The organism is Anaerobiospirillum succiniciproducens DSM 6400, from assembly GCF_000482845.1.
Classification (GTDB): domain Bacteria; phylum Pseudomonadota; class Gammaproteobacteria; order Enterobacterales; family Succinivibrionaceae; genus Anaerobiospirillum; species Anaerobiospirillum succiniciproducens.
This window is the reverse complement of record NZ_AXWV01000057.1, coordinates 21409-28846: the sequence shown is the minus strand read 5'-3', so window position 1 is coordinate 28846 and position 7438 is coordinate 21409. Positions and strand designations below refer to the sequence as shown.

The following is a 7438-nucleotide window of genomic DNA, read 5'->3' as shown; positions in this document are numbered from 1 at the left end:
GAATTTGATGAACCGATTTACGGAGTAGAGAGAACATTCAAAGGATCTGAGGCTGAGTACTTATATGTCAATCCTGAAACCAAGGAGCGAAGCATGATTCCACTAAGTCATGCACATTACTATATTCTCAAGTGTGTAGGCCTCAGGGTTTTACCAGCAAGGGTATCTAAAACATCACTATGTGGATGTTTAAGAACAAAGTTTAGGGCTCCACCAGGTGGATCACTTTACCTCTAATCATTGTTACTAACTTTTTTCAAAAGAAATACGAGGCGTAATCCGCATATATATCGGGTTAGCCTCGATTTTTTTTAAAGAGTTTTGATAAACTCAGGTGTTATGGATGGCTGTGTTTGAGTTAGAAGTAGAAGTGCTTGAAAACGCCTACTTGCAGGCGGTCACACAGGGCAGTTAAGAACTCAGCTGAGTTTGATGGGAGACGCAGACCAGTTTCATTCATGAGGCAAGAGGTCTCGCCCTTAGCATCCTTAAGCTCGGATTGATGAGTTAAGAAGGCTGAAACGTACTTAAAGGCTGCATAGAGGTTTTGAGCAAACTCGCTGTCCTTAAGTTTTGGATCCATGATGCTCTCAGACTCATCCCAATCTACCTCAGGAAGATTGTCGTCACGTTCAAGAATAGTAAGTGGCTCATCCTCTTCATTAGAGATCATGAAATAGCCCATCTCACGGACTAAATCACAAATAGCCTTGTCCTCATCTAAGGTGAAGGTGACGCTATTGTTAAGCCATGATCCGTCATAGCAAAATGAGATTGCAATTTCGTCTAAGAAGACATTTTTGTCGGTGGTGTTGGTGCTAACTAAGCTTGGAGCAAAGCTATCGTCATTTGGCTTATTGTAAGAAAGACGACCAATCATCAAACCGCTTAAACGACCGCACTCAGGGCATTCGCTCAGATCAAAGACTAAGTTCCAAGCTGGCATCTTGTAAAAGAGATCACAGGTGTTTAATAACACAGGATCGCCGTGATCTTTAGCTTTTACATGGATGATCTCGCGGTTTAATGCGAGGGACTGATAGAGCATTGGAGTGGTCAGAGCGCCAGTAAGATCATCGTGATCGGCGCTTTGTACATTAAAGAATGACTCTGACATGCCCTTGCCATCCATGTTCAAGAGAGCCTTAGCCACTTTGTACATGTCAGCATAGACACTGTGAGTAGTGCTTAAGGTTGAGGTGCCCTTGTAATTGCTTAAGATGGCATTGATGATCTTGTTAGCCTCTAAAGCTGCACCAGAGAGCTCGGCACTATCTTTATTTACACCACCTTTAGCGCTAGCAGAGCCCTCTTTATCTGCATGGCTCTTGCCTTTACCACCTTTGCTGCCACCTTTGTTAGCTTGCTGAGCTTTGTTTTGCATATGTTCAACGTGCAGACGGAACAGGTTGTGGAAATCTGAAGTAGCCTCATCATCCATTGCAAGGTCTTCAAAATAGTCTGCTGCAGCGCAGATAAGGTTAGTTAAAAAGGCCTGCTCGTTCTCAGTCATAAAATTTCACGCGCACTCATTAATACAAGCAGGCAGTGGTGGCATATGTGATCACCACAGTGCAAGCTGCATTAAATGACGCGTCCTCCAAAATATATGTTAACGATGGACAAGATGAGACTACATTGCCTCTAAAGTTCGTCTTATGTGAGGCAAGGTAGTGATTTGATTACCAGCATCTTTAAGCTGGTATTGCTTTGATTACCAGCAACTGTAAGCAGGTAGTGCTTTGATTACCAGCAACTGTAAGCAGGTAGTGCTTTGATTGCCAGTAAGTTTAAGCTTTGAGTGCTTTAGTCAAGGTACAGATGGGTAACAGCTGATGGGGTGCCGATAAGCTCGAATGGATCGTTTGGATCAATGCGGGTATTGGCACTTGGGTTGGCTGCAAAAGAGGTCTTATTACCCTGAGCATCCTTAAGCTCATCACTGTGCTTTAAGACATAGGATAAGTAAGAAACAATGAGCTTCACAAACTCATGGTTTTCAGCAGCCTGAGCCTTAACTTCCTCAACATTTTCACCCTCAATCCAGGTGCTATCAAAGAGGTTGTCGTTAAAGAAAGCAAAGGTAGCATCGATAGACTGACCAACAGTAGTGGTCTCATCAATGGCAATGGTAGGACCAAGATCAAACTTGCCATCTTTAAAGAAGATTAAGGTAGACAGATAGTTCATCACTGAGGCTGGTTCACCGGCTACTTTAACGCTTGCCTTTAACTCCTCAGGCATATCATCAGGTGCATTTGGGATTTGACCAATGAAGGAGCGAGCAAAGCTAATACCGGCTACTTCTTTGCCTAAGTACTTGATGTCGTGATCCATTACATTGATCAACACGGACCACTGAGGTAGTTTGATAAGCTCAGCGGTGTTTAGCTTTAAGTCTTCGCCATTAGCTACTTGAGGAGCCATGTGAACAATAGTTCTGAGCTTTTCGGCTGGAAGCAAGTGGTTGGCAATTAAAGGTAAGTAGAGATCACCCTCAACACTGTTGCTCTGCTCATCAGCATTCTTATCGCCAAATACATCTGGCTTAATCTCAAGAAAACCAAAGATAGCTAGTAGCATGTCAATTGATACATAGGCAGTATCAGTAGGCCATGGTGCACCATCAGCAAAGTTATTCTTAATGCTGCTGCAGCGGCCCACGTTTACGGCCTTGCTAAGCGGAGCTGCATCAGCAATCACGCCATCGATGAGCTCATGAATAGACTTGTCAAAGTCAGCTGCATCAGTAAAACAAATAGTTTTCACTTGTTCCAAGATAAATTCCCTCCAAAATAATGAGTCATCTTACCACAAGCCCATTAAGACAATATGAGACAAACTATCCTAGCTCGCCTCATAAACAATACATGCTGATCCAGCCAAAAATGCTTTGTGCATCCTACAAATAAGGCTTTGCTGAACCAGCAAATTATGCTTTGCGCATCCAGCACCATTTGACCAATGGCGATCTTAAAATCTATTCGATCTTAAGAATGGTCTTGCCCTCTAGATTTGGGGTTAACAAGATCGGACTATCTTTAGATAAAGGAACACTCCCAACAGGGTTAGGTTTAAGCGTTGCGCTCTTACCATTAGTCTTTTTGAGCTTATCAAGATTGTTAAGAACAAAGATCAAGTAAGTCAGCATGAGGATTGCTAGATTTTTGAATACTTCGATTGCTTCATCATAAGCGTCATTGAGCCCCAAATGTCTAGCTGTGCGATTAGCTCTTTCTACGTGAAGTGTAATGGCCTCTTCAAGGGATTGACCAATGGTTAAGCTATCATCAATTCTAAGCTTAAGTAGAGGAACGCATCTGTTTTCATTAGTAAATGCAGCTAGAGATAAGAACCTAAATGGTTTTGCATCTGTGTCGGCTTTGAGCTTAGTGATGTCATCTGAGCTTCTGTAGCCACTACAGAAGCTAAAGGCACCAAATGTATCGCCGAAGAACACGTGAGCATAGTTGAATATGTTGACAACAATATCCCACTGAGGGAGCTTTCCAAGCACCGTAGAACTCAAGGTTAAAACATTACGATCAAGCTCAAGTTTTGGAGTGCGGATCATGGTGGAGAGCTTCTCAAAATTGAGTAAGTGGTGCATTTTACGCAGATCATCCAGTCCATTACGTATGATCTTCAACTTAATCTCATTGTGAATAAGTTCAGCTAGCTCTGGGATATGTTTAGTAAAAGCGTAGTAGATCAACTCATCTGGAACATACACCTCATCATATGGCCACTTAGGCAGGTTTTCGTCTAGTCCCTGCATTGATATGCTTCTTAAGCAATTGATCTCTCTAGATAACTCTTTGGCTGCGCGAGAGTAGTTTTTGAGCACATCAATGTGTAACTTTGCATAATCAGTTGCAGTACGAACTTTTTTTGCTGCGATTGAACCTTTCATGAAAAATCCTTTATATGGTGCTAGACACGATATGGATGCCTAGCACGATATACAAAAAGCTCTCTTATGGCTTTATGTTAGTCAAGGTAGAGGTTGCTTGCTCTCTTGTGATTGCTATAAATACGGCTTTTGAAAGTCTCCATATACAGGTCTTTAGGTGGATTAGGCCTAAATGAAGCACGCTTGCCGGATGCAGTGTGTAGTTTGTCTAAATTGTCGAGAAGATAGAGCAAGTAGCAGAGCATTTCAGATGCAAAAGTGATGTCGTGGTTGGAAAATTCTAAGATTTGCCTATCAGAGTAGCGCTCATGTGGAGGACGGTTCTTTCTATAGGATATGAGGCGATTTCTTGCAGCATCTAAACAGTCTAAAATGGTCTTACTATCATCAAGTGGAATGTCGCAAATATGGAAGTACCGACGATCCGAGACGTATGCCATCAGATTCAAAAATCTATATGGCTTGGTCTTCTGACCTTTACGTTTTGCAGATTGATTATCTGATGCCTGATAGCCACTGCAAAAGCTAATAGCACAAATATCTTCGTCGTTGTAGGTAAGTTCATTACCCATTACATTCATAACCACGGACCATTGAGGCAGCTTACAAAGCTTTTTAGCGCTTTGCCTAAATGATAAAAAATCTAAAGGCACATATGGCATATTCACCACAGTACGTAACTTCTGAAGACACAAAAAGTGAGTAGCTAAACGAATGTACTTCTGATGATAGTCAAAGATGCCAGCATCTTCTTCATCCATAAGATTCTCTGCAAATACTCCATTTGTTGCTGTAGCAAGAGAAGCCATCATGACATCTACAGAGGCGTAGACGGCATCATAATCCCATTGCATGTCCTTGAATTCTTTTGCTTTAGATTTTGGAAAACTACAAACGAATTGATTGATAAGCTCGCTTAGTCCGTCTATTTGAGATAAATCAAAATCGTTATATGCAATAAGCTGCTTATTGAATTCTTCTCGTGTGCTGAAATATTGTTCTTGGTTTAGAAACATATGCATATTCCTAGTTTAGTTAAGATGGAGACTCATTTTCAAAGAAACCATCATGGTTAATTTCTGTGTCAGTGTATAACAATCTCAAATCAGAACGTCAGATAGTTTTTGCAATGACTTAATTTGCACCATAGAAGTGGCGTGAGTAGATGATATCGATAACTGCTCCACTTAAAAGCTCATAAAGCTGCTTAGGTGCTTGCTTAGGACTTGAGGCAATGAGCTCACGCAATTGCGTGGATGAGACATCAAAATCTTGGTTCTGAGCAAAATGAAATTGATGGCCACATGCACAGTATGGTTCATTCTTACAGATATTTAAGTCATCACATGCAGATGGAGCATCATCGCCCATGTTTAAGTGGGCTCGATCAGATGGCGCATCATCTTTGAGATTTAGTGTCTTACATGCAGATGGATCATGCTCGCTGAGATTTAGTGCCTTACAGGCAGATGCGCTAAGGTGGCGGCAAATGCACTCTTTGGTGTCTGCAATAAGATCATTTAGATCATAGCCAGGGCGATTTAAGATAATGATGTCGCACAGTTCTATGATCTCTAAGCCGCGTTTCCAAGTATGCAATGCCAACAGTGAGTCCATGCCCATAATGAACGCAAAGCGATCGTTTGGATGTTCTTTACGTAGCTCAGTTAAGGTCTCGTAAGTATAGTGGGCAATGGAGGAGTCTTGCTCGGCAGTGCTGATCTCAAGAGGCAGATCGTGGCACTCAGCTAAGGCTGCTTTGAGCATATCCATACGCGCATCATACGGCAGCTTGACCGTATTTTTGTGCGGTGGTGAGGCATTTGGCATAAACATAAGCTTATCGAAGTTAAAGTTCTTGATAAGCTCAATGGCAGTCTTGATATGTCCATTATGAATGGGGTTAAACGAACCGCCATATAGCGCTATATATGCCATGACATGTCCTCAAATAAAGCTTTGCTTTTAGGCATTTCGGCCTAGGCAAAGATACTGTCTGAAAGCTGAGTACCTTTTCTGCTTGGGCAAAGATACCGTATGAATGGTTAGTGCCTTTTGTGACTAGGCAAAGAGGCCGTCAGAGAGATTGGTAACGGAGCGGCGATTAGCTAGACACATGCGCTGCAGGGCGCGATAGGCACCGTCAACATCAAAGTGGGAGAAAGCTTCACTTGCCTCTGTAAGACATAGGTTTAAAAAGTCGAGCATCTCATCAGGCATGCTTCGAATGGCTTTAAGATGAGCCTCTTGCGATGGAATGACCCTGATATTGTTGGCCATGAAGAATGCCATACGCTTATTGTAGTCAGCTTGATGAATGCCTTCTTTCTTGCCTTGATAAACAGCGTTGATGCTCTCATCCATACGTGAAATGAGTAAGGATACAGCAGCAGTTTTGTTCATGCCCTCACCAGAGCAGAAAGAAGAAATTATGTTTAAAGCCTTAAGGCTGTCGGTTGAGAAAATGGCCACTGGTAGCTCAAAGCCGGTGTAGCGAGAGTCTTGAGTAAAGTAGACCTCAGCATCTTCAAGGCTTAAGGTGGCATTAGCACTATTACCCTCACGCATCATTTCCATAAGTTGCAGTGAGTGGTCAATAATGAGCAGATTGTTATCACAGGCTCTGGCGATGTAATCAATAGCGTTAGCATCAATAGTCACGCCATACTTGTGGCCACGAGCACCAATCCAATTACGCAGCTCATCACCCTCTGGTGGATACATTGGTAAAAACTTAGCACCGACAGCAAGCATGTAGCCTACGGCTTCTTTTTTACGTGTCTCTAAAGATGGCGTGCGCTTGCTCTTGCCTTTGGCCTTGTCTTTACCCTCAAGTAAGGCTGCACCGCTGCTGCCTGGAGCAAAGCTTAAGATATGCTTTAAAGGAGTAGGATCAACTGGCTTTACATTGATGGTAGCTTTAGTGACACGTGGCAGATCGATAACGATAAATAAACCCAGTCTAAAGGAGCCAGCAATCAGTTTAAAGAGCTCTACAGCGGTAGCATCTAAGTCTTTTAAGATGATCTTGATGATGCGATCACCACCAAACAAGCCTGGATCACTCATCTCATTTTCTAAAAGCTTAAGATTGGGAGCTCCTCCAGCAGGGGAGAGGTCTGAGTGTGTAAAGAGCATAAACTCAGCATCAGGCAACTTGCTTCTGCCTAAGGCAATGAGCTCTTGTGAGCAGTCGAGTTTGAGCAGAGGATCATCTGAGCACATTACAAAGATGTCGCCGTTGCCGTAATTGTTTGTGGCCATGATTTCCCCTGTCTAACTAAGATGAATCTAGTGTTGCAAGCTAAGCTACGGAGCGCTCTAAGCACCGCGCTGCTATGAAAGTACAGCAAAGAACTGCGATGCTATGAAAGCACACAAAGCAATGTGATTAAAGCAAAGTACTGCGATGCTATGCAAATTTCAGTATGGCACAGAAAAAGTACTGCAAAGTAACAGCCTGCAAGTGCAAATTATAGCCTGATATTGGGCTATCTTTTTAGGATGTGCAAAACGAAAGTCCCA

General features: G+C 42.6%; 7 protein-coding genes. 1 reads left to right on the top strand and 6 read right to left on the bottom strand.

Annotated features, from left to right (window positions below):
• A partial coding sequence (locus tag H524_RS17595) for a hypothetical protein (protein ID WP_211232163.1) occupies positions 1 to 237 on the top strand: 237 nt, incomplete at its 5' end.
• A 121-nt stretch (positions 238 to 358) separates the two neighbouring features.
• On the opposite strand, the gene H524_RS0108360 is transcribed toward H524_RS17595, so the two are convergent.
• From H524_RS0108360 to H524_RS0108335, 6 genes are all read right to left on the bottom strand, one after another.
• Positions 359 to 1513, bottom strand: a complete 1155-nt coding sequence (locus tag H524_RS0108360; protein ID WP_027939890.1) for a hypothetical protein — start codon at positions 1511 to 1513, stop codon at positions 359 to 361.
• 293 nt (positions 1514 to 1806) lie between these two features.
• Positions 1807 to 2778, bottom strand: a complete 972-nt coding sequence (locus tag H524_RS0108355) for a hypothetical protein (protein ID WP_044121828.1) — start codon at positions 2776 to 2778, stop codon at positions 1807 to 1809.
• A gap of 202 nt (positions 2779 to 2980) precedes the next feature.
• Positions 2981 to 3913, bottom strand: a complete 933-nt coding sequence (locus H524_RS0108350; RefSeq protein ID WP_027939888.1) for a hypothetical protein — start codon at positions 3911 to 3913, stop codon at positions 2981 to 2983.
• 77 nt (positions 3914 to 3990) lie between these two features.
• Positions 3991 to 4929, bottom strand: coding sequence for a hypothetical protein (locus tag H524_RS0108345; protein ID WP_027939887.1), 939 nt, complete (start codon positions 4927 to 4929; stop codon positions 3991 to 3993).
• Positions 4930 to 5047: 118 nt separating this feature from the next.
• The gene (nadD, locus tag H524_RS16585; protein WP_052339004.1) at positions 5048 to 5851 is read right to left on the bottom strand and encodes a nicotinate (nicotinamide) nucleotide adenylyltransferase; all 804 of its coding nucleotides are present in this window, start codon (positions 5849 to 5851) and stop codon (positions 5048 to 5050) included.
• A 123-nt stretch (positions 5852 to 5974) separates the two neighbouring features.
• Positions 5975 to 7177 carry a DNA polymerase III subunit delta gene (locus H524_RS0108335; RefSeq protein WP_027939886.1) on the bottom strand — a complete coding sequence of 401 codons (1203 nt, stop codon included), beginning with the start codon at positions 7175 to 7177 and terminating at the stop codon, positions 5975 to 5977.
• Positions 7178 to 7438: the final 261 nt, after the last annotated feature.

Bases quoted from the DNA above. Each gene is read 5' to 3' on its own strand.
- nadD (WP_052339004.1), bottom strand. From the start codon at position 5,851: ATGGCATATATAGCGCTATATGGCGGTTCGTTTAACCCCATTCATAAT.
- H524_RS0108345 (WP_027939887.1), bottom strand. From the start codon at position 4,929: ATGTTTCTAAACCAAGAACAATATTTCAGCACACGAGAAGAATTCAAT.
- H524_RS0108335 (WP_027939886.1), bottom strand. From the start codon at position 7,177: ATGGCCACAAACAATTACGGCAACGGCGACATCTTTGTAATGTGCTCA.
- H524_RS0108360 (WP_027939890.1), bottom strand. From the start codon at position 1,513: ATGACTGAGAACGAGCAGGCCTTTTTAACTAACCTTATCTGCGCTGCA.
- H524_RS0108350 (WP_027939888.1), bottom strand. From the start codon at position 3,913: ATGAAAGGTTCAATCGCAGCAAAAAAAGTTCGTACTGCAACTGATTAT.